This is a genomic window from Chromobacterium piscinae, assembly GCF_021129175.1.
Classification (GTDB): domain Bacteria; phylum Pseudomonadota; class Gammaproteobacteria; order Burkholderiales; family Chromobacteriaceae; genus Chromobacterium; species Chromobacterium piscinae.
Map to the genome: position 1 here is coordinate 24477 of NZ_JAJOHV010000063.1, position 18987 is coordinate 43463.

Genomic DNA, 18987 nt, shown 5'->3' on the forward strand with positions numbered 1-18987 from the left:
GCTTGGCTGATGGTGACTCTTGGCAGTTCAGGATACGCGGCGCTCGCATCTAGCCAGAAAAAAGCGCAAACATACCCCTCCAGTTTGGACCGGATTTCGTAAGACTGCCACCTACTGCAGACAACCCGTCCCATGACCAGCCCCCGCATCGTACCCTCTCATAAATAGGGCACGACCGCGTTGGCGGCTCACATCAACAAAGACAGGTTCACTCTCAAAACTGCAGGTCAGCATTGCACTGATATCTACCAACCCTAGGCGATTGGGCGGGGGTTTTCAAGTGAGGTAAATGACGAACATTGCCAATTATTCCTCGGTCGGGAAAGCAGCCATTGTTATAGCTTGGGTGTATGCTAGCGTCACATACTTCTCCAGGAGGACATTTCATGAGTGAGGGGTGGGGCAAAGAAGAACTACTCGCATCCGTTGTCGCATACATTGAGATGCAGCGTAAGGAGCGTAATGGCCAGCCGTTCATCAAGAAACATTACTACGAGGACCTGGCCGCAAAGTTTGGGCGTACAACAAAAGCATTTGAATATCGAATGCAAAACATATCGTACGTCATGACACTCTTGGGTCGTAACTGGCTTTCTGGCCTCAAACCTGCCAAGAATGTCGGAGCAAACGTAGCTACGGAAATTGAAGCAATGATTGCTCAGGCCGAGGGTAAGCAATACGTCCCTATTGCTGCATTTGAAATAGAGGTCAGAGAAGTAGTCAAAAAGAAAAATCTTTTAAGACCAGAAGGTAACTACCGCCCAGCAATCACGTCATCCACAATTACTCAGTATAAAAGAGATGTAGCTGTTAAGGCTTGGGTGCTCCAACACGCCAAAGGCGTATGCGAATCGTGCGGCCAGCCGGCTCCTTTTTGTGGGTCAGATGGTCAACCTTACCTAGAAGTTCACCACGTTCGTCAACTCGCTGACAACGGCTCTGATACTGTGACAAATGCGGTAGCCTTATGCCCGAACTGCCATAAGGCTTTTCACTATAGTGAAAACTCTAGGGAGTTAGTTTCGTGCCTCTACGAGCGAATTGCCAGATTAGTGCGTGAGTGAATAGCCAGTCACCATAAATGTCTGTAGCTGCAATTTTCCAATTTTGGCTTCTGGTCTCTTTCTGCCGGGGTGATGACCAACAGCCCTAGGCCAGTTGCTGACGCTTGGTGGAGCGATTAGGAGCTAATCTGTGGGGCTATTTTGCTCCAAGACCTACCGAAAATCCTTCGCATAAAACCCTATCTAAGCAGACAGCCAAGTTAAAAACAACCAATTTAGCAGAGTAGAATATAATGGATTTCCCAGAAGAAAATCAATTTACCTATATTATTGGAAGTAATGGCTCTGGAAAAAGTAGAGCATTAGAAAAACATGCCAATACACGTCACTTTGAAAATGATGTGGTAGTAATCTCGTCAAGTGCTTCGGACAAATTCACTTACCGCCAAAAACCGAAGATTACGCCAAATGGTTCCTATCGGTACATGGGAAATCGGACCGTGGGAAATGGCACCCACAACGGAACATTGTCAGCCAATACGGTCCTGCTATATGTAGAAGTATTGCAAGCCAATCTAAGAAATATTTTCTTAGACTTCTTAAATCAAATCGGATTTGACAGAAAAGTAGGAATAGCTCACCGCAGCGTTAAGCGTTCTAGCTTTCCCACTTTCGATACGACTGAGCTAACAGAGCAATTTGTTAATAATAATTCTGATATGTTATCGCTCACTGGAAAACCATTCGAGGCTGTCTTCTATAAGTCGAATAAATCTTTCAAAATTTCCGAACTTAGTTCTGGTGAACAATGCATCATCAGTACTGCGCTGAAGATTATCGCGTCATCAAGTGAAAACATCATATACTACATTGACGAGCCTGAAATTAGTCTTCACGCAGAATGGCAAATTAAGTGGCCAGAACGCTTCCAGCCTTTACTAAGCCTGCACCCAGGGGTGAAAGCATTTATTGCAACACATTCACCCGTCATCATTTCTAATGCAATGCAAAATAAGGCCGCGTGTTATCTGCTAAAAGCAAATGAACTTCATCGAATTGAGGAAGGCAAATTCGATGTTGAGGAGATTCTGTTTAAAGATTTTAATACGCTCACACCGAATAATCGACACATATTCTCCGAGATTGCCACAATTATAAATCAGACTGTCACTAATTTAAATTTACAATCACAAACGACGGAAAAAGTTGCGAGAGATGCCGTTGAGAATCTTGGTGAAAAAATAAATGATGCGTCGAAATCTGCGCTAGACAATGCATCTGTAATGCAAATTTTTGAAGAATTTCAAACGGCAATTAATGAATTGCTTTCAGTATCCCAAGCAAAGCCACCCAAGAAACCAGCATGAAATTTCTTCAAACCGCATTGAATGGCTACAAAACCAATCAATACAAAAGACGAAAAATTCTCAAGAAAACCGCAGTAAATTATTATTTACTTGCAAAGTCAAACGTCACAGGACTTTGGGCGACGATGTACAATGACGCCCCCTATGGAAGGAAACTTTACGATGCAATTACTCAGCAAGTTAGCAATTCATCTTCTAGGTGCGCCTATTGCCAAGATAAAGTTTTCCACGGTGCAAATTTAAATATTGACCACATTCTTCCTGCGAGCATTTACCCACAATTCACATTTACAAAGGCCAACCTTGTTGTTGCGTGTGTCACTTGCAATGCACTTAAAAGTGACCGTGATTACTACACCCTACAAAACCCCGGAAGATATTACCCTAATTCATCTAATAATTGGCAATGCTTTCATCCCGTTCACCATGTATATGCCGAGCATATTGACCGCTTTGTAATTCAAACCAATCATATTCACCTGAGAGCTTATATTGGAAAAACGTCAGCTGGCGTAGCGATATGTACAAATCTACTTGTAAATGTAAGTGAGTTTGAGGCAAAAGCGGTAGCAAACCCTAATGTTGCACAAGCAATTAATAACTTAAACACATATATGGCAAAGCATTGCCCTAACAAAACTCAAGCACTAAAAAATTTAATATCTGCAATGACTACGAACATTTAAATATAAAATTAATTAATTTCAATCAACATAATTCAAGCCGCAGTGCGGACCTGCCCCGCCTAGTGTCCGCTATGCGTTGTGGCGGCAACCATTCACATGAGTGTTGGCTAGTAACTATTTCGGCAAAACTAGCGTCTGACATTGACTGAGGCGGGTGACCGGCTGCAGCAGTTACCTGCCGTTGAGGCCACGATGGTGCTACCGGCAGCGTTGAGTCGTATTCTTCCGTTGGGTGGCAGCCGGCAGTCCGCCATGAGCTGACCCTGAATAAATTGTCTCGAAGCAGCCGTTAGCAGCACGAAAATCTAGTAAAATGACAATAGGTTGCAAACCGATAATTTGTAGTTGTCATTCAAAAAACATTACCCTTAAAGCTGGAGTATGACGGCTTCAGGATTAATAGCCAAATACCTCTCAAGGGGAAGGGTCATGCTGCCAGCCCATCTGCACGGACTAAAGAAGAGCGCAATCGGCTTGACGACGGCTGAGGGGCGTACAATCGATGTATGGGAGTTTGATGCTCCTACGGACACAGCCATCCTCGACGCATGGGCACTGCATTTTCGTCGTCAATACTGCTCTGACGAAGAGCTTCCGATTCTCATGGCCGGCACTGGGATGGCCATTAAGCAATATTTAAACGAGTATGTCTTCCCTCACAAAACAAAGTCGCCAGGGCCTTCAATTCGCTCGGGTGACTTCGCTGAATTCCTCATCTCCGACTACTTGGAGTTCATGCTCGGCTACTGGGTACCTCGGGGTAAATATTCAGACAAGGCAAGCAAGGACGAGTCTGTCAAAGGCGTTGACATACTAGGTTTCTATCAAGCTAACCCCACATCAGCAACTCCTGACGATGTTCTATTAGCATTTGAGGTTAAAGCGTCACTCTCGGGGAAGGACTACGACCGCCAACTCCAAAGTGCTGTGGACGATGGCTCAAAGGACTTGTATATCAGGCAAGGTTTCACGCTAAATGCAACCAAACGTAGGCTCTTACGCGAAGGGAAGACGGCGGAAGTTAATAGGATTGCACGGTTCCAGAATCTTGCCGACAACCCTTATACGTACTTCTCGGGGGCCGTTGCAGTGCTCTCCAATGTGGCTTTCAATCAGACCGAGCTGGAAAAGACTGTTGCCGCCCACCACTCAAATCAGGCCAATCTTGGCTTGATAGTCGTCCGAGCAAATCTGCTGATGAAGCTGGTCCATGAACTGTACGACAGGGCTTGCAAATGAGGGCCGGAAACAACAGCAGACGCCTATTTGGCATCACGCGCTCGAAAGGAAAGATGTACGAGTTCGGTCTTGACGAAGCTCAACATCTTAAGGTCCCCCAAGGCACCGACCCACTACAGCTGTTCCTCCTTACTATTGGGACGCTAGGTGATGTCAGCGAACTACTTGCTGACAGTGAATACCCTTTGGCGCCACTTCACCAGGACCAACAGTCAGAGCTGAACTTCTGCGCAAGCTTCTTCGATGCGATTCTTGATTCTAAATTCGCTAGTGGGCTTGAAAGGACGACATTGCTTCTGGCCGCTGCCGCCTACTACCTAGCCCAGCGACCGGGAAGCAGCTTAGTTCTCGCCAAACGCATCGAGCCGCATGACGGAGATAACAAGGTTGAACACCTTCTTCAGTGGCTGTTGAAAGCGGATTGGGGCTGGTTTTGGGAGCTTGGAGATGAGCGTTACGGCTCGCTATTGACATTAATCTCCCAGGCTGTTCATTTACATTTCAAAGATGGCTCCAGGCTGGATGAGATTGGTCAGTTGCTGAAGCAACTTCGCAGCAAAGTCTATAGGTTCGGAACCCCAGAAGAGCTTCTATACGCAGACACAGCGCTGTCGATTTGCCGCATGAGGCTAGCCGCTTCGGCCTGGGTTACTCTTCCTGCTTTTTCAGGCTTGTCAGCCGAGCAATGGAAACCCGTAATTCAAAGGAACTCCTTCCCAAAAGAGCTCTGGCCATCTCAAATTATGTTAGGGGAGCGGGGGCTGTTTAGCGGGGCCTCGGGCCTGGTGCAGATGCCAACAAGTGCAGGGAAAACGAGGTCAATAGAGATAATTCTCCGCAGCGCATTTATGTCCGGCCGCACGAAGCTTGCGGTGGTTGTTGCTCCATTTCGAGCGCTTTGCCACGAAATTGCAGCATCCCTGCGGCAGGACCTAGTGGGCGATGACATCAAGGTGAATGAACTGACGGATGCCTTGCAAATCGACTTTGTCGAACAGGTCGCCGAGTTCTTCGGAAACACCCCTCCCTTGACATCGTATGTGTTGGTACTTACGCCAGAGAAGTTTCTCTATGTTCTACGTCAATCACCACAAGCCCTGAATCATGTTGGGCTTGTGGCCTATGACGAGGGGCATCAGTTCGATACCGGAGGCAGAGGCATTACGTACGAACTATTACTTACAGAAATCAAGGGATTCCTGCCCGATAGTGCGCAGATAGTGCTCATCTCCGCCGTCATGCAGAACCCTCAAGCCATTGCCACATGGTTGATGGGCCAAGAAAAGGGACAGGTGGTTGATGGGACGACTTTGCTACCGACCAGTCGCTCAGTTGCATTTGCAAGTTGGGCTGAGTCACTTGGACAACTGATGTTCTACGAAAGTGGCTATGAACAACATGACTACTTCGTTCCGAAAGTTATCGAAGCATCTGAACTAAAGGGACTCAAGCCGGATGACTCGCATTTCCCAGACCGGCAAAAATCGAGCGACGTATCGCTGTATTTGGGCCTGCGCGTCGCAAATAATGGCGCGGTCGCAATATTCTGTGGAACAAAGGCGATTGCAAATGGAATCGCAAAGCGGGCGGTGCAGATTGCCAATGCAGGATACAGCACCACGTGGCCTTCGAGCTACGCCAACCCCGGCGAAGTCTCGGCCCTTCGGAACGTTATCGCCGGGAATTTCGGCAGCGAATCTCTACTGTCAAAAGCCGCTAAGCTTGGCATTTACACCCATCACAGCAACACCCCCCACGGTATTCGCTTGGCGCTGGAGTATGGGATGCAGAAGGGGCTCATCAGCTTCATCGCATGCACGTCCACTCTTGCTCAAGGGGTAAACCTGCCAATTCGTTACCTCATAGTGCAAGGTGTCAATCAAGGCGCAGGGCGTGTAAAAGTTCGAGACTTCCAGAACCTAATAGGCCGCGCCGGTCGTGCAGGAATGCACACCGAGGGTATTGTTCTCTTTGCTGACTCGACGGTATATGACAACAGACTTAGCAATCAGGAGTCATGGAAGTTTCGAAGTGCAGTGGAGCTGTTGTCGCCCAATCGAGCAGAAGGGGTCACGAGTTCCCTTCTCTTGTTGCTTGCGCCGTTTTCTCTTTCTCGTACCCTCGAGTGGCGGTTTTCTGCCGATGAACTACTATCCCTGATTGATGATGAGTCAAGCTGGGAAAGCTGGGCACTTTGGCTAGCCAACCAGGTGCCAAGGCTCGACCAGTCAAAGAAAAACGAACTATCGAGGAGGCTGCGCAAGTCTCTGGCGGAACGTAGAAAGATGACGCACACGCTTGAAAGCTACCTGATGGCGAACCGTGCGACCGAGAATTCTAAAGACTTCGTGCAGAGGGCCGGAGAGCTTGCCCTTGGAACATTAGCGTACTCGCTGGCGACTGCTGACCAAGCTACCAAGCTGGAAGAGTTCTTCAAGTTGGTAGCACAACGCGTCGAGTCGGTCGAGAGCTCCCCGGCAAAGCAAGCATCGTTCGGAAAAACGTTGCTCGGCGTAAAGCACGCAAAGCGAATCGAGGCGTGGGGTAGCCAAAATCGTGAGGCCCTCCTGCGTCTGGACTCGAATGAAAGTTGGCTCGCCGCAGTCTGGCCGCTCTTTGCCGAGCTTTGCGACAACCGCTTCTTCCGTTCCGTCGTGCCTTCGACAGCCGGTTATCAGCTCGCACTTTCGTGGATGCGTGGAACAAGTTATGGGGACATCTTTAAACAAGCTGCAATGATGGATGCGAAGAAGAAGGCCGGCAGCCGTCAGCAGAAGGTGGGCGACGACGATGTTCTTGATTTCCTGGAGAGCGCACTGGCGTTCGATTGCGCGCTCATCCTTGCGGCCCTCGCGCAATTCCTCTTTGGTCCCGCAGAGCTTCTGGGTGAGCAGGGTGCTCCGCTCGCGAGCTTTCAAAAGAGCCTGAAGAATGGCCTTCCGGATACCCTGTCTATGAGCGCGTATGAAGGTGGATTTGCCGACCGCTTCATCGCACAAGCTATTCGAGATGCGCTTATCCAAGACGGGTTCGAAGGTGCCTACTTTGAGGCAGCCAAGGTACATCACCTGAGCGCTATCCAGCGAGTCGTGGCATTGACTCCCGCGTATTTTGGCCAGATTCTGAACAGTAACTAGCATCAGATGTATTCTTCAGGGCCACTCAGCCGTCTCCAAGAAGGAGACACTTAATAAATACTATCGTTGCTACCCACGAGCAATTTCCTACAGATTCAAGTTCATCATCTGCTACTGGACACAAGGGAAATAATACGGCTTCCTAAGGTTTCACTCCTCAGGGGCAACTCAAGCGGTCCTGAGCGCCTGCTTTCCAAAAGTATGCTATTTCTGGTCTGAGGCCTAAGCTGACTTTTCACTCATGGCAGGGAAAGTCTGCACGTAGATAGGTCAACTCATAAATCACAACTATCAAAAAAAAGACCCATAAGTCTATCAACTTATGGGTCTCGTTTTCTCAGGTTATGCGTCTATCTACATACAGGGTTACACGTCGATATTCCGAGCAATCAGCGCATTGCCTTCAATGAACTGACGTCTCGGCTCCACCTCGTCGCCCATCAGGGTGGTGAACACGTCGTCCGCGCCCATCACATCTTCGATGCGCACCTTGAGCAGGCGGCGCACGGTCGGGTCCATGGTGGTTTCCCACAGCTGTTCCGGGTTCATCTCGCCCAGGCCTTTGTAGCGCTGGATGTTCATGCCCTTCTTCACTTCGGCCAGCAGCCAGTCCAGCGCTTCGCCAAACTCGCTCACCGGGCGCACGGTTTCGCCGCGCTTCACGTGGGCGCCCTGGCGCAGCAGGCCGCCCAGCAGGTGGCCGGTCTTCTTCAGCTCGGCGTAGTCGCCGCTGTCCAGGAAGTTCTGGTCCAGCACGGTGACCAGCACGTTGCCGTGCAGCTTGCGGATGATCTTCACCAGATGGCCGTCGTTCTTTTCATCGCGCAGCAGTTGCAGCTCGATGGTGTCGGCGGACAGGTGCTTGTTCAGCTCGGCCACGGTGGAGTCGGCTTGCTGCTGGCTTTCCAGAGACAGCGGGCCGGTTTTCAGCATGGCTTCCAGCACCAGCGGGTCGATGACGCGGCTTTCGCGTTCCATCACCGCGCGGGCCAGCAGGAACTGGCGGGCGATTTCGCCCAGGGTTTCGCCGGACAGCGGGGCTTCGCTTTCGGCCGGGATCAGCTCGGCTTTTTCCAGCGCCAGTTGCAGCAGGTACTGGTTCAGTTCGCCGTCGTCTTTCAGATAGCGTTCCTGTTTGCCGTGCTTGGCCTTGTACAGCGGCGGCTGGGCGATGTAGATGTGGCCGCGTTCCACCAGCTCGGTCATCTGGCGGTAGAAGAAGGTGAGCAGCAGGGTGCGGATGTGCGCGCCGTCCACGTCGGCATCGGTCATGATGATGATGCGGTGGTAGCGCAGCTTGTCCGGGTTGTATTCGTCCTTGCCGATGCCGCAGCCCATGGCGGTGATCAGGGTGGCCACTTCCTGGCTTTGCAGCATCTTGTCGAAGCGGGCGCGTTCCACGTTGAGGATCTTGCCCTTCAGCGGCAGGATGGCCTGGAATTTGCGGTCGCGGCCTTGCTTGGCGGAGCCGCCGGCGGAGTCACCCTCCACCAGGTACAGTTCGCACAGCGACGGGTCTTTTTCCTGACAGTCGGCCAGCTTGCCGGGCAGGCCCAGGCCGTCCATCACGCCCTTGCGGCGGGTGATTTCGCGGGCTTTGCGGGCGGCTTCGCGGGCGCGGGCGGCTTCCACGATCTTGCCGCAGATGATCTTGGCGTCGTTGGGGTTTTCCAGCAGATAGGTTTTCAGCGCTTCGCTGACCACTTCGTTGACCACCGGGCCGATTTCGCTGGAAACCAGCTTGTCCTTGGTCTGGCTGGAGAACTTGGGGTCCGGCAGCTTGACGGACAGCACGCAGGTCAGGCCTTCGCGCATGTCGTCGCCGGTGGTGTCCACCTTGGCCTTCTTGGCGGCTTCGGTTTCTTCGATGAACTGGTTCAGCGTGCGGGTCATCACCTGGCGCAGCGCGGTCATGTGGGCGCCGCCGTCGCGCTGGGGGATGTTGTTGGTGAAGCACTGGACGCTCTCTTGGTAAGAGTCGTTCCATTGCATCGCCACTTCCACGCTCATGCCGTCTTTTTCGCCGATGCCGTAAAACACCTTGGGGTGCAGCACGGTCTTGTTGCGGTTCATGTATTCCACGAAACCGGCCACGCCGCCGGAGAAGGCGAAGTTTTCTTCCTTGCCGCTGCGCTTGTCGATCAGCTGGATGCCCACGCCCTGGTTCAGGAACGAGAGTTCGCGGATGCGCTTGGCCAGGATGTCGAAGTGGAATTCGATGTGGCCGAAGGTTTCCACGCTGGCGAAGAAGGTGACTTCGGTGCCGCGGTGGCTGGTATGGCCGGTGACGGTGAGCGGGGCCACGGCGTCGCCGCGGCGGAATTCCATTTCATGCACCTTGCCGTCGCGCCAGATTTTCAGCTTCAGCCAGTCGGACAGCGCGTTCACCACCGATACGCCCACGCCGTGCAGGCCGCCGGAGATCTTGTAGCTGTTGCTGTCGAATTTGCCGCCGGCGTGGAGGATGGTCATGATCACTTCCGCCGCCGATCGCCCTTCTTCCGGGTGGATGTCGGTGGGGATGCCGCGGCCGTTGTCTTCCACGGAAACGGAGTTGTCCGGATTGATGGTGACCTTGATGGTGTCGGCATGGCCGGCCAGCGCCTCGTCAATGGCGTTGTCCAGCACTTCAAACACCATATGGTGCAAGCCGGTGCCGTCCTGGGTGTCGCCAATGTACATGCCGGGGCGCTTGCGCACCGCATCCAGGCCTTTAAGCACCTTGATACTGTCCGCGCCGTATTCTTGTTCGCTCATACTCAAACCTTCCAAATGGCGGCGGCTGCGCCGTGAGGCGGGCCGCGCCGGTCATTCTTGAGAGCCACCGCCCGGGGGAGGGGGCTCTTTAACCCGGTGGGCGGCTGGGCCGCCCGCTCCGTCGCTACATCAGATGCGCATCGGCATCACGATGTATTTGAAGTTGCTGACATCCGGAATGGTGAACAGCGCGCTGCGGTTGGAGTCGCCAAACGCCAGCTGCAGGGTTTCGGCCGGCAGGTTGGTCAGCACGTCCAACAGGTAATTGATGTTGAAGCCGATTTCCAGGGTGCCGCCCTGGAAGGCGATTTCCAGTTCTTCCTCGGCTTCTTCCTGCTCGCTGTTGGTGCACAGGATGGACATCTTGCCCGGCGCCAGCACTAGGCGCACGCCGCGGAATTTCTCGTTGGCCAGAATGGCGGCGCGTTGCAGCGCGTGCAGGAACTCCAGGCGTTCGATCAGGAAGATCTTTTCATTGTCCAGCGGGATCACGCGGTTGTAGTCGGGGAACTTGCCGTCCACCACTTTGCTGATGATCACGGTGGCGCCGAAGCTGAAGCGCACCTGGTTGGCCAGCACTTCGATCTTGATCTCGTCGTCGCTATCCTGCAGCAGCTTGTACAGCTCGATGATGGTCTTGCGCGGCAGGATCACCTCGGCCTTGGGCAGGGTGGCGGCCACGTCGGCGCTGGCGAAGGCCAGGCGGTGGCCGTCGGTGGCCACCAGGCGCACCTGGTTGCCGTCGGTCTGCATCAACAGGCCGTTGAGGTAATAACGGATGTCCTGCACCGCCATCGAATACTGCACCTGGGAGATCAGGCGCTTCAGCTCGCGCTGGGACAGGGTGAAGCTGGACTCGCCGGCGCTGCCCACGGACAGCAGCGGGAAGTCTTCCGCCGGCAGGGTTTGCAGGTTGAAGCGGCTCTTGCCGGCCTTCAGCACCAGGCGGCCGCCGTCCAGCTGTTCCAGCGTGACGGTGGCGTTGCCGGGGATGGCGCGCAGGATGTCCTGCAGCTTCTTGGCCGAGGTGGTGAGGCGGAAATCCTCGCCCGGCAGCTCGTCGCTGCTGGCGGTGGTGATCTGGATTTCCAGGTCGGTGGCCAAAAAGCCTACCTGTCCGCCCTTTTTCTCGATCAGGACGTTGGACAGGATGGGCAGCGTGTGGCGACGCTCGACAATGCCGGTGACTGCCAGCAAGGGCTTGAGCAGGGCATCGCGTTCGGCTTGCAGGATCAGCATGTGGCGGGCTCCCGTTGGATAGTGAAGAGTCGGATCATGGTTTTAATTGCGCAGCATGGACAGCAGCGCTTCGTAATCGTGTGCGATGTCGGCGTCGTTGGCGCGCATCTCGGTGATGGTCTTGCAGGCGTGCAGCACCGTGGTGTGGTCGCGGCCGCCGAAGGCATCGCCGATATTGGGCAAGGACAGCTGGGTCAGCTCCTTGGCCAAGGCCATCGCCACCTGGCGCGGGCGGGCGATGTCGCGCGAACGCTTTTTGCTGTGCATGTCGGACAGCTTGATCTTGTAGTACTCGGCCACGGTCTTCTGGATGGCGTCCACGGTCACCTGGCGGTTGCCGGCGGCCAGGATGTCCTTCAGCGCTTCCTTCACCAGCTCCAGCGTGATGTTCTGGTTGGTGAAGCGGGCGTAGGCCACCACGCGCTTGAGCGCGCCTTCCAGCTCGCGCACGTTGGAGCGCACGTTCTGGGCGATGAAGAACGCCACGTTGTGCTCCAGCTTGATGCTGTCGGCCTCGGCCTTCTTCATCAGAATGGCCACGCGCATTTCCAGCTCCGGCGGCTGGATTTCCACGGTCAGGCCCCAGGAGAAGCGCGAGATCAGCCGTTCCTCCATGCCTTCTATCTGCTTGGGGTAGCTGTCGCAGGTCATGATCACCTGCTTGCCGCCCTCGATCAGCGCGTTGAAGGCGTAGAAGAACTCTTCCTGGGTTCGGTTCTTGCCGGCGAAGAACTGGATGTCGTCAATCAGCAACAGGTCCAGCGAGTGGTAGTAGCGCTTGAATTCATCAAAGGCCTTGTGCTGGTAGGCGCGCATGATGTCGGCCACATAGCGTTCGGCGTGGATGTAGCGGATCTTGGCCTGCGGGTTCTTCTGGAACACGTGGTTGCCGATCGCCTGGATCAAGTGAGTCTTACCCAGGCCCACGCCGCCGTAGACGAACAGCGGGTTGTAGGCCTGGTCGCCCGGATTCTCGGCGATCTGCATCGCCGCGGCGCGCGCCAGCTGGTTGCCCTTGCCGGTCACCAGCGTGTCGAAGGTGAAGGACGGGTTCAGGCGCGTGCTTTCATGGCTGCCGCCAATGGCCTTCACCGCCGCCTGCTTGGCGGGCGACGGCGCGGCCGGGGCGCTGGCGGCGGCTTTGGCCGGCTCCTTGGCCCTGGGCTGGCTGCTGCTGGCTACCGGGGCGGCCGGGCGCGAGCTGGGCGCGCCCAGGCGCAGTTCCACCGGCAGCTCCCCCACCAGTTCAACGGCCAGTTCCTCGATGCGCGGCAGGAAGCGGTCTTTGATGAACTGCATGATGAAGCGGTTCGGCGCGAATAGCGCAATGCCTTCGTCGCCGGCTTCGGCGGTCAGCGGCTTGATCCAGGTGTTGAACTGTTGCGAAGACAGTTCGGCCTCCAGGCGGGCGAGGCACGCAGGCCAGAATTGATCCAGTTCAGTCATTACATACCAAGTGAAAGCGAAAAACCCGCTGCGGGCGCATGGCTTGCAACAGCGGGAAATGCCGCACGCGATGCGCGTTTCGCGCGCGCGAGCGACGGAATGTTCGGCATGGAAGCGGCCGGCGGGCTGCGGTGTTTCGAACGCGGCGGGCCTGTGGGCCCTTGGGTGCGTTCATTTGTTGTGCAGCCGAACGGCAACGGTAAACCTAGACATTCTAACGGTTTTTTGCAAAGTTATCCACAGGGGTGGAGAAAATTCCTCGTTGACAAAGCGACGAATATCTAGTCAAATCACGCGTTTATTTCCGTTTCGAAACAGGAAACCCATATCATGAAACGTACTTACCAGCCTTCCAATACCCGTCGCAAACGCACTCACGGCTTCCTGGTCCGCATGAAGACCCGTGGCGGCCGCGCCGTTATCGCCGCTCGCCGCGCCAAGGGCCGTAAGAAGCTGGCCGTCTAAGCCCTTGTCGGCTTACCGCTTTCGCCGTGCGCACCGGCTGTTAAAAACGGATGAGTTCTCATCCGTTTTTAGTTTGCGGCAACAGCGCAGCAATGCGTTCTTCCAGGTGTTCGCCCGTCCCAACGGCCTGGACCACGCCCGTGTGGGCTTGGTGGTCGGCAAGAAGGTCGCCAAGCGGGCGGTACGCCGCAACTATATCAAGCGCTGCGTGCGCGAGTGGTTCCGTCTGAACCAGCAAGGCCTGGACGGCGTGGACTACGTGGTGCGCGCCAAGACGGCGTTCACCCGCGAACAGCGTGCCGAAGCTGTAACGGCTTTGCAGGCCTTGTTTGCTAAACTGGCACGATGTCGCGCATCCTCATCCTCCTGATCCGTTTCTACCAGCTGGCTATCAGCCCGTGGTTGGCGCCGCGTTGTCGCTTCCAGCCCACCTGTTCCGGCTATGCGATCGAGGCGGTGAGGAAACACGGCGCGCTCAAGGGTGGCTGTCTGGCCGCCAGACGCATCTGCCGTTGCCATCCCTGGGGCGGCAGCGGCTATGACCCGGTTCCCTGAACTTTCCGGTATCGAGAAGATGGACTCCAAGCGACTGATAATCTTTGTTCTACTGTCCGTGGGCATCTTGTTTGGGTGGAATGAATATTTCATGCCCAAGCACACCCCGCAGCAGCAAGCGGCCAAGACCCAGGCCACGACCGGCGCCGCCAATAATGTGGCGCAGCCGGCCGATGCCAACAAGCTGACCCGAGGTCAGCGCATCCACGTCAAGACCGATCTGGTCGAGGCAGAGATCGATACCGTGGGCGGCGACCTGCGCTCGCTGAAGCTTCTGAAGCACGGCGCGGCCGAAGACCACAACCAGCCGTTCCAGCTGTTCGAGGATGACGCCAAGCGCACTTACGTGGCCCAGACCGGCCTGGTGGCGGCCAGCAATCCCGCGCTGCCGACCCATAAAACCGTATTCACCGCCGACAAGCCCAGCTACGAGCTGACCGGCGACAAGCTGGAAGTGAAGCTGACCGCGCCGGACGCCAACGGCGTCAAGGTGAGCAAGGTTTACACCTTCAGCAAGAACAGCTACGAAATCGGCGTCCGTTACGACATCGTGAACGGCGGTGCCGCGCCGCTGGCCCCCACCGCCTACTACCGCCTGCTGCGCGACAGCCAGGCGCCGGAAGGCGAAGGCCGCATGGCCCACACCTACACCGGCCCGGCCGTGTACACCTCGGAGCATAAGTTCCAGAAGGTGAGCTTCGACGACCTGGCCAAGGGCAAGGGCGACTACGCCAAGACCACCACCGACGGCTGGGTGGCGATGGTGCAGCACTACTTCATGTCCGCCTGGATCCTGAAGCCGCTGGACGGCGCATCGGTCTGCAAGGACGAGCGTTCCTGCCGCTTCGAGCTGAAGGAAACCGCCGGCCTGAACTCCGCCGCCGCGCTGGTGGACTACGCCACCGTCGCGCCGGGCAAGAGCCTGAGCGTGTCCGTGCCGCTGTTCGCCGGTCCGGAAGAGTACAGCATCATCTCCAAGCTGGCCGACGGCATGGAATACGCCAAGGACTTCGGCATCTTCTACATCTTCGCCTCGCCGCTGTTCTGGCTGCTGGTGAAGCTGCATGCGCTGGTGAGCAACTGGGGCTGGGCGATCGTGCTGCTGACGCTGACCGTGAAGGCGGTGTTCTACCCGCTGACCGCCGCGTCCTATCGCTCCATGGCCAAGATGAAGGCCCTGGCGCCGCGTCTGGAGCGCCTGAAGGCGCAGCATGGCGACGACCGCATGAAGTTCCAGCAGGCGGTGATGGAGATGTACAAGACCGAGAAGGTCAACCCGTTGGGCGGCTGCCTGCCGATGCTGATCCAGATCCCGGTGTTCATCGGCCTGTACTGGGCGCTGCTGGCCTCCGTGGAACTGCGCGGCGCGCCGTGGATCCTGTGGTACACCGATCTGGCCCGTCCGGACCCGTACTACATCCTGCCGGTGATCATGGCCGCGACCATGTTCCTGCAGACCTTCCTGAACCCGCCGCCGGCCGATCCGATGCAGGCGAAGATGATGAAGATCATGCCGCTGGCCTTCTCCGCGCTGTTCTTCTTCTTCCCGGCCGGCCTGGTGCTGTACTACGTGGTCAACAACGTGCTGTCGATGACCCAGCAGTGGTTCATCAACAAGCAGATCGAAAAGAGCAACAAGGCCGCGCTGCAATCCTGAGCGCCCCGTCCGAATTGCTGATCGAACCCGGCCACTGGCCGGGTTTTTTGCTGGATAATTGAACAGGAGCAGCTAACAGAGCCCCTGATCCTGCGTTGCGCCTCCTTGCCGTACCATGTGTACTGTCTGCGTCGGCGCGCCTTGGCTCAGGCGCTCTGTTAGCCGCTCCAAACGAATTCGCCGCGGGCATGAAGCCGGCGCGGAGCATGAGCGCAAGGCGGTTGTCCCATGCGGCTGATCTTCCTCTCCCTCGCGGGAGAAGGCCAAGGATAGGGGGATGCATCTCCAACCACCCGCCCATGCCCCAGCCCGCCATCCGCGGCCAAGCACCCAAGGAATGCCGATGAACCTCAGCTACACCCCCGCCACCATCTGCGCCGTCGCCACCGCTCCGGGACGCGGCGGCGTCGGCGTGATCCGCGTCTCCGGCAAGGACCTGCTGCCGTTCGCGCAGGCCATCTCCGGCGGCAAGACGCCCAAGCCGCGCTACGCGACCTACACCGACTTCTTCGACGGCCACGGCCAGGCGCTGGACAACGGCCTGCTGCTGTTCTTCCCCGGCCCCAACAGCTTCACCGGCGAGGATGTGATCGAGCTGCAGGGCCACGGCGGGCCGGTGGTGCTGAAGATGCTGCTGTCGCGCTGCGTGGAGCTGGGCGCGCGGCTGGCCGAGCCGGGCGAGTTCACCAAGCGGGCCTTCCTCAACGACAAGCTGGACCTGGCCCAGGCCGAAAGCGTGGCCGACCTGATCGACGCCAGCAGCGAAACGGCGGCCAAGAGCGCGCTTAAATCGCTGAAGGGCGCGTTCTCGCGCGAAGTGCACGGCCTGGTGGACGAGCTGATCAATCTGCGCATGCTGGTGGAGGCGACGCTGGACTTCCCGGAAGAAGAAATCGACTTCCTGAAGCAGGCCGACGCCATCGGCCGCCTGCGCCGGCTGCGCGCGCATCTGGTGGGCGTGCAGGCCACCGCCAAGCAGGGCGCCATCCTGCGCGAGGGCATGCATGTGGTGCTGGTGGGCCAGCCCAATGTCGGCAAGTCCAGCCTGATGAACGCGCTGGCCGGCGACGACATCGCCATCGTCACCGATATCGCCGGCACCACCCGCGACACGGTGCGCGAGGAAATCGTCATCGACGGCGTGCCGGTGCACATCATCGACACCGCCGGCCTGCGCGACACCGACGACGTGGTGGAAAAGATAGGCATCGAGCGCACCTGGCAGGCGGTGGAGCGCGCCGACCTGGCGCTGCTGCTGGTGGACAGCCGCGAAGGCCTGACCGCCGAAGTGCAGACAATTTTGGAGCGGCTGCCGCCGGCGCTGCCCAGGGTGCAGGTCTTCAACAAGGTGGACCTGTCCGGCGAGGCCGCCGGCCTGACCGTGCAGGATGGCCACCCGCTGGTGCGCCTGTCCGCCCGAACGCTGGACGGCGTGGACGTTCTCAAGGCCAAGCTGCTGGAGATGATAGGCTACAGCGGCGCCGACGAAGGCGTGTTCCTGGCCCGCCAGCGCCATCTGGACGCCATCGCCCGCGCCGCCGACCACCTGGAATTGGCCGAAGCCGACTGGGAGCAGGTGGAAATCTTCGCCGAAGAGCTGCGGATGGCGCAGAACGCGCTGTCCGAGATCACCGGCGAGTTCAGCGCCGACGATCTCTTGGGCGTGATTTTCTCCCGCTTCTGCATTGGTAAGTAAGCGGTAGCCGGCTTCCCGGCGGGCGGCATCAGCCGCCTCGCTGGCGCCTGGGGCCGATGGGAAGCATCCGCGCCAGCCCTTGCCCGGGATGGGCGAACTGGTGCCAGAGCGCGGCGGAGATGTGCAGGCCGATCAAGGCGGCGAACAAGGTGGCCGTGGCCGCGTGCAGGTCGCCAAACAGGTGGGACAGCTGCCGGTTTCTTTCCACCAGGGTCGGCAGCGCCCAGCCTAGCGCGCTCAGTCCGTGGCCGGCGGCATTGGTTTTCAGCCACCCGAGTAAGGGGATGCCGATCAGGCAAAGATACAGCAGCCTGTGCGCCAGCTTTTCCCCCAAACGCGGCAACGAGCCTGCCGGATTGACCGAAGCCGGCAACCGGCGGCGCACGCGTATCGTGTTGACGATCCGCAGCAGGGCGAGTCCCAGGATTGCGATCCCCAGCGCCTTATGCGCGGCCATCAATTCTTCCATATCGTCCAGCAGCCAGCCGAGCGCGAAATTGGCCCCGACCAGTGTGGCCAGCAACCAGTGGATGGCGCTGACGGTCCAAGGGTAACGATGGTGGGTGGACATCTCATTCTCCCCGGTTTTGAGAACCGTTAAGCCCAAATCCGCCGCGGAGAGGCGCGACGGCTTGCGTCGTCTGCGTCAATTGAGTAGGTGGTGGTAATGCTTCCTGGTCTGGTTGGCGGCTTGCAGAGATTGCTTGGCCGCCGCCAGGTCGCCGGTTTTGGCCAGCTGTTCGGTCTTGTCCAGATTGGCGCTCAGCGCGAGCATGCCTTCGCGGTAGTCGACCGGATTGTCGGCGTAGGGCAGCCTCCCGGCTTTGTCCACGTCGCCCCGCAAACGCGCCAGATAGCGGGTGAACTCCGGTATGCTGGCGCTGCCCAGCGCGCCGTTCAGCGCCGTTTTCATGTCTTTCATCAGGAATTTCAGCTCCCCGGCCTGGGCGGGCGCGGACGCCAGCAGCGTGAGTGCCAGCAGGATGGAACCCAAGGCGGCAATGGGCGGTTGGAGTTTTTTCAAAGCGTTCATGGGGGCCTCGCGCAAGTTGTCTGAGCGGCGGCGGAAAGCCGGCGATCTGCGCCGGCACATCCGGCGTTTCCCGCAGCATAGTCAGCTAGACTTACGCGAAACTTAAGAACGGCTGGCAAGACCAGGGACTTTGCAAGTTTTTGTTAGCGAGGCGAAAGCCTTCTGCCGGGCTGGAGGAGCGGAGCCGCATGCGCGTGAAGCCGCTCCTGCGGTTCTGGCCGGCAGGATTGCGGCTCGCGGCATGCTTATCCACAGCGGCGTGTGGACGCCGTTTTTATCCACAGCCGGGCCAGGCCGATCCGCTCAGGTCTGATGCTGCGGCGTCAGCCACTCCCCCAGCCACTGAAACACCTGGTCGACGACGATGGCCAGCAGCGCCACCGGCAGCGCGCCCTGGATCACGTAGGCGGTGTTGAAGCCGGACAGGCCGACGATGATGGGCAGGCCCAGCGTGCGGGCGCCGACGGTGGAGGCCAGCGCGGCGGTGCCGATATTGATCACCATCGCGGTGCGCAGGCCGGCCACGATCACCGGCGCGGCCAAGGGCAGTTCCACCCGCCACAGCATTTGCCGCGGACTCATGCCCATGCCGCGGGCGGTTTCCAGCGCGTCCTCGGGCACCGAGGCCAGGCCTGACAGCGCGGCGTGGGTGATGGGCAGCAAGCTGTACAGTGCCAGCGCGATTAGCGCCGGCGCGGCGCCGAAG

General features: G+C 57.4%; 16 protein-coding genes. 10 read left to right on the plus strand and 6 right to left on the minus strand.

Features of this window, described 5'->3' with window-relative positions:
• Positions 1 to 386 precede the first annotated feature (386 nt).
• The 5 genes from LQR33_RS16405 to LQR33_RS16425 all read left to right on the plus strand — a co-directional run bounded on the left by LQR33_RS16405 (position 387) and on the right by LQR33_RS16425 (position 7433).
• Positions 387 to 1064 (plus strand): HNH endonuclease, encoded by a 678-nt coding sequence (locus tag LQR33_RS16405; protein ID WP_231469752.1) that lies wholly within the window; start codon positions 387 to 389, stop codon positions 1062 to 1064.
• Between the two features lie 233 nt (positions 1065 to 1297).
• A complete protein-coding gene (locus LQR33_RS16410; RefSeq protein WP_231469755.1) occupies positions 1298 to 2371 on the plus strand; it encodes an AAA family ATPase in 1074 nt (357 codons plus the stop codon).
• Positions 2368 to 3057, plus strand: coding sequence for an HNH endonuclease (locus LQR33_RS16415; protein WP_231469757.1), 690 nt, complete (start codon positions 2368 to 2370; stop codon positions 3055 to 3057). Before LQR33_RS16410 ends, LQR33_RS16415 begins: the two co-directional genes overlap by 4 nt.
• A 429-nt stretch (positions 3058 to 3486) precedes the next feature.
• A complete protein-coding gene (locus LQR33_RS16420; protein ID WP_231469759.1) occupies positions 3487 to 4296 on the plus strand; it encodes a virulence associated protein in 810 nt (269 codons plus the stop codon).
• A gap of 53 nt (positions 4297 to 4349) precedes the next feature.
• Positions 4350 to 7433 (plus strand): DEAD/DEAH box helicase, encoded by a 3084-nt coding sequence (locus tag LQR33_RS16425; RefSeq protein ID WP_231469761.1) that lies wholly within the window; start codon positions 4350 to 4352, stop codon positions 7431 to 7433.
• Between the two features lie 366 nt (positions 7434 to 7799).
• On the opposite strand, the gene gyrB is transcribed toward LQR33_RS16425, so the two are convergent.
• The 3 genes from gyrB to dnaA form a co-directional block, all read right to left on the minus strand.
• A complete protein-coding gene (gyrB, locus tag LQR33_RS16430) occupies positions 7800 to 10190 on the minus strand; it encodes a DNA topoisomerase (ATP-hydrolyzing) subunit B (RefSeq protein ID WP_231469763.1) in 2391 nt (796 codons plus the stop codon).
• A gap of 129 nt (positions 10191 to 10319) precedes the next feature.
• Positions 10320 to 11429 (minus strand): DNA polymerase III subunit beta, encoded by a 1110-nt coding sequence (gene dnaN, locus LQR33_RS16435; protein WP_231469765.1) that lies wholly within the window; start codon positions 11427 to 11429, stop codon positions 10320 to 10322.
• Positions 11430 to 11471: 42 nt separating this feature from the next.
• The gene (dnaA, locus tag LQR33_RS16440) at positions 11472 to 12875 is read right to left on the minus strand and encodes a chromosomal replication initiator protein DnaA (RefSeq protein WP_021477545.1); all 1404 of its coding nucleotides are present in this window, start codon (positions 12873 to 12875) and stop codon (positions 11472 to 11474) included.
• Between the two features lie 330 nt (positions 12876 to 13205).
• Between dnaA and rpmH the strand changes: the two genes are divergently transcribed.
• From rpmH to mnmE, 5 genes are all read left to right on the plus strand, one after another.
• Positions 13206 to 13340, plus strand: a complete 135-nt coding sequence (gene rpmH / locus LQR33_RS16445) for a 50S ribosomal protein L34 (RefSeq protein WP_021477546.1) — start codon at positions 13206 to 13208, stop codon at positions 13338 to 13340.
• A 4-nt stretch (positions 13341 to 13344) separates the two neighbouring features.
• On the plus strand, positions 13345 to 13710 hold the full coding sequence (gene rnpA / locus LQR33_RS16450) for a ribonuclease P protein component (protein ID WP_011137952.1): 366 nt from the start codon (positions 13345 to 13347) through the stop codon (positions 13708 to 13710).
• Positions 13686 to 13895 carry a membrane protein insertion efficiency factor YidD gene (gene yidD / locus LQR33_RS16455; RefSeq protein WP_021477548.1) on the plus strand — a complete coding sequence of 70 codons (210 nt, stop codon included), beginning with the start codon at positions 13686 to 13688 and terminating at the stop codon, positions 13893 to 13895. Before rnpA ends, yidD begins: the two co-directional genes overlap by 25 nt.
• 19 nt (positions 13896 to 13914) lie before the next feature.
• Positions 13915 to 15552, plus strand: coding sequence for a membrane protein insertase YidC (yidC, locus tag LQR33_RS16460; protein WP_021477549.1), 1638 nt, complete (start codon positions 13915 to 13917; stop codon positions 15550 to 15552).
• Positions 15553 to 15895: 343 nt separating this feature from the next.
• Entirely contained in the window at positions 15896 to 17248 is a 1353-nt protein-coding gene (mnmE, locus tag LQR33_RS16465; protein ID WP_021477550.1) for a tRNA uridine-5-carboxymethylaminomethyl(34) synthesis GTPase MnmE, read from the plus strand.
• Positions 17249 to 17276: 28 nt separating this feature from the next.
• On the opposite strand, the gene LQR33_RS16470 is transcribed toward mnmE, so the two are convergent.
• The 3 genes from LQR33_RS16470 to LQR33_RS16480 all read right to left on the minus strand — a co-directional run.
• Positions 17277 to 17819 carry a cytochrome b gene (locus LQR33_RS16470; protein ID WP_231469767.1) on the minus strand — a complete coding sequence of 181 codons (543 nt, stop codon included), beginning with the start codon at positions 17817 to 17819 and terminating at the stop codon, positions 17277 to 17279.
• A 75-nt stretch (positions 17820 to 17894) separates the two neighbouring features.
• A complete protein-coding gene (locus tag LQR33_RS16475) occupies positions 17895 to 18281 on the minus strand; it encodes a cytochrome b562 (protein ID WP_221667967.1) in 387 nt (128 codons plus the stop codon).
• A 303-nt stretch (positions 18282 to 18584) separates the two neighbouring features.
• Positions 18585 to 18987, minus strand: a 403-nt coding sequence (locus LQR33_RS16480; protein WP_231469769.1) for an ABC transporter permease, incomplete at its 5' end; no start/stop codon positions are given.

Bases quoted from the DNA above. Each gene is read 5' to 3' on its own strand.
- LQR33_RS16405 (WP_231469752.1), top strand. From the start codon at position 387: ATGAGTGAGGGGTGGGGCAAAGAAGAACTACTCGCATCCGTTGTCGCA.
- LQR33_RS16410 (WP_231469755.1), top strand. From the start codon at position 1,298: ATGGATTTCCCAGAAGAAAATCAATTTACCTATATTATTGGAAGTAAT.
- LQR33_RS16415 (WP_231469757.1), top strand. From the start codon at position 2,368: ATGAAATTTCTTCAAACCGCATTGAATGGCTACAAAACCAATCAATAC.
- LQR33_RS16420 (WP_231469759.1), top strand. From the start codon at position 3,487: ATGCTGCCAGCCCATCTGCACGGACTAAAGAAGAGCGCAATCGGCTTG.
- LQR33_RS16425 (WP_231469761.1), top strand. From the start codon at position 4,350: ATGTACGAGTTCGGTCTTGACGAAGCTCAACATCTTAAGGTCCCCCAA.
- gyrB (WP_231469763.1), bottom strand. From the start codon at position 10,190: ATGAGCGAACAAGAATACGGCGCGGACAGTATCAAGGTGCTTAAAGGC.
- dnaN (WP_231469765.1), bottom strand. From the start codon at position 11,429: ATGCTGATCCTGCAAGCCGAACGCGATGCCCTGCTCAAGCCCTTGCTG.
- dnaA (WP_021477545.1), bottom strand. From the start codon at position 12,875: ATGACTGAACTGGATCAATTCTGGCCTGCGTGCCTCGCCCGCCTGGAG.
- rpmH (WP_021477546.1), top strand. From the start codon at position 13,206: ATGAAACGTACTTACCAGCCTTCCAATACCCGTCGCAAACGCACTCAC.
- yidD (WP_021477548.1), top strand. From the start codon at position 13,686: ATGTCGCGCATCCTCATCCTCCTGATCCGTTTCTACCAGCTGGCTATC.
- yidC (WP_021477549.1), top strand. From the start codon at position 13,915: ATGGACTCCAAGCGACTGATAATCTTTGTTCTACTGTCCGTGGGCATC.
- mnmE (WP_021477550.1), top strand. From the start codon at position 15,896: ATGAACCTCAGCTACACCCCCGCCACCATCTGCGCCGTCGCCACCGCT.
- LQR33_RS16470 (WP_231469767.1), bottom strand. From the start codon at position 17,819: ATGTCCACCCACCATCGTTACCCTTGGACCGTCAGCGCCATCCACTGG.
- LQR33_RS16475 (WP_221667967.1), bottom strand. From the start codon at position 18,281: ATGAACGCTTTGAAAAAACTCCAACCGCCCATTGCCGCCTTGGGTTCC.